1 pseudogene is annotated in these 239 nt (G+C 41.0%); it reads right to left on the reverse strand.

The window, feature by feature from the left end:
- Window positions 1-239, reverse strand: a pseudogene (locus KK062_RS30555) (peptidoglycan synthetase); the annotation flags it as partial.

Genomic DNA, 239 nt, shown 5'->3' on the forward strand with positions numbered 1-239 from the left:
GTCTGCAAACAGATCAAATTGTTTCACGTACTCGTCTTCAGATGGAAACACATTAGCATGATCCCACGCAATACCCGTAATCAAACCTATGTGATGTTGGTATCTTAGGAACTTAGGCGGAGGGTCAATCGCAGACGATAAATATTCATCTCCTTCAATAATTATCAACGGCGCATCCGATAGCTTCACAGTATTTTCAATACCCTTCACCTTAGCACCTATCACATAGTCAAATTTCC

This window comes from Dawidia cretensis, assembly GCF_018598175.1.
Lineage (GTDB): Bacteria > Bacteroidota > Bacteroidia > Cytophagales > Cyclobacteriaceae > Ohtaekwangia > Ohtaekwangia cretensis.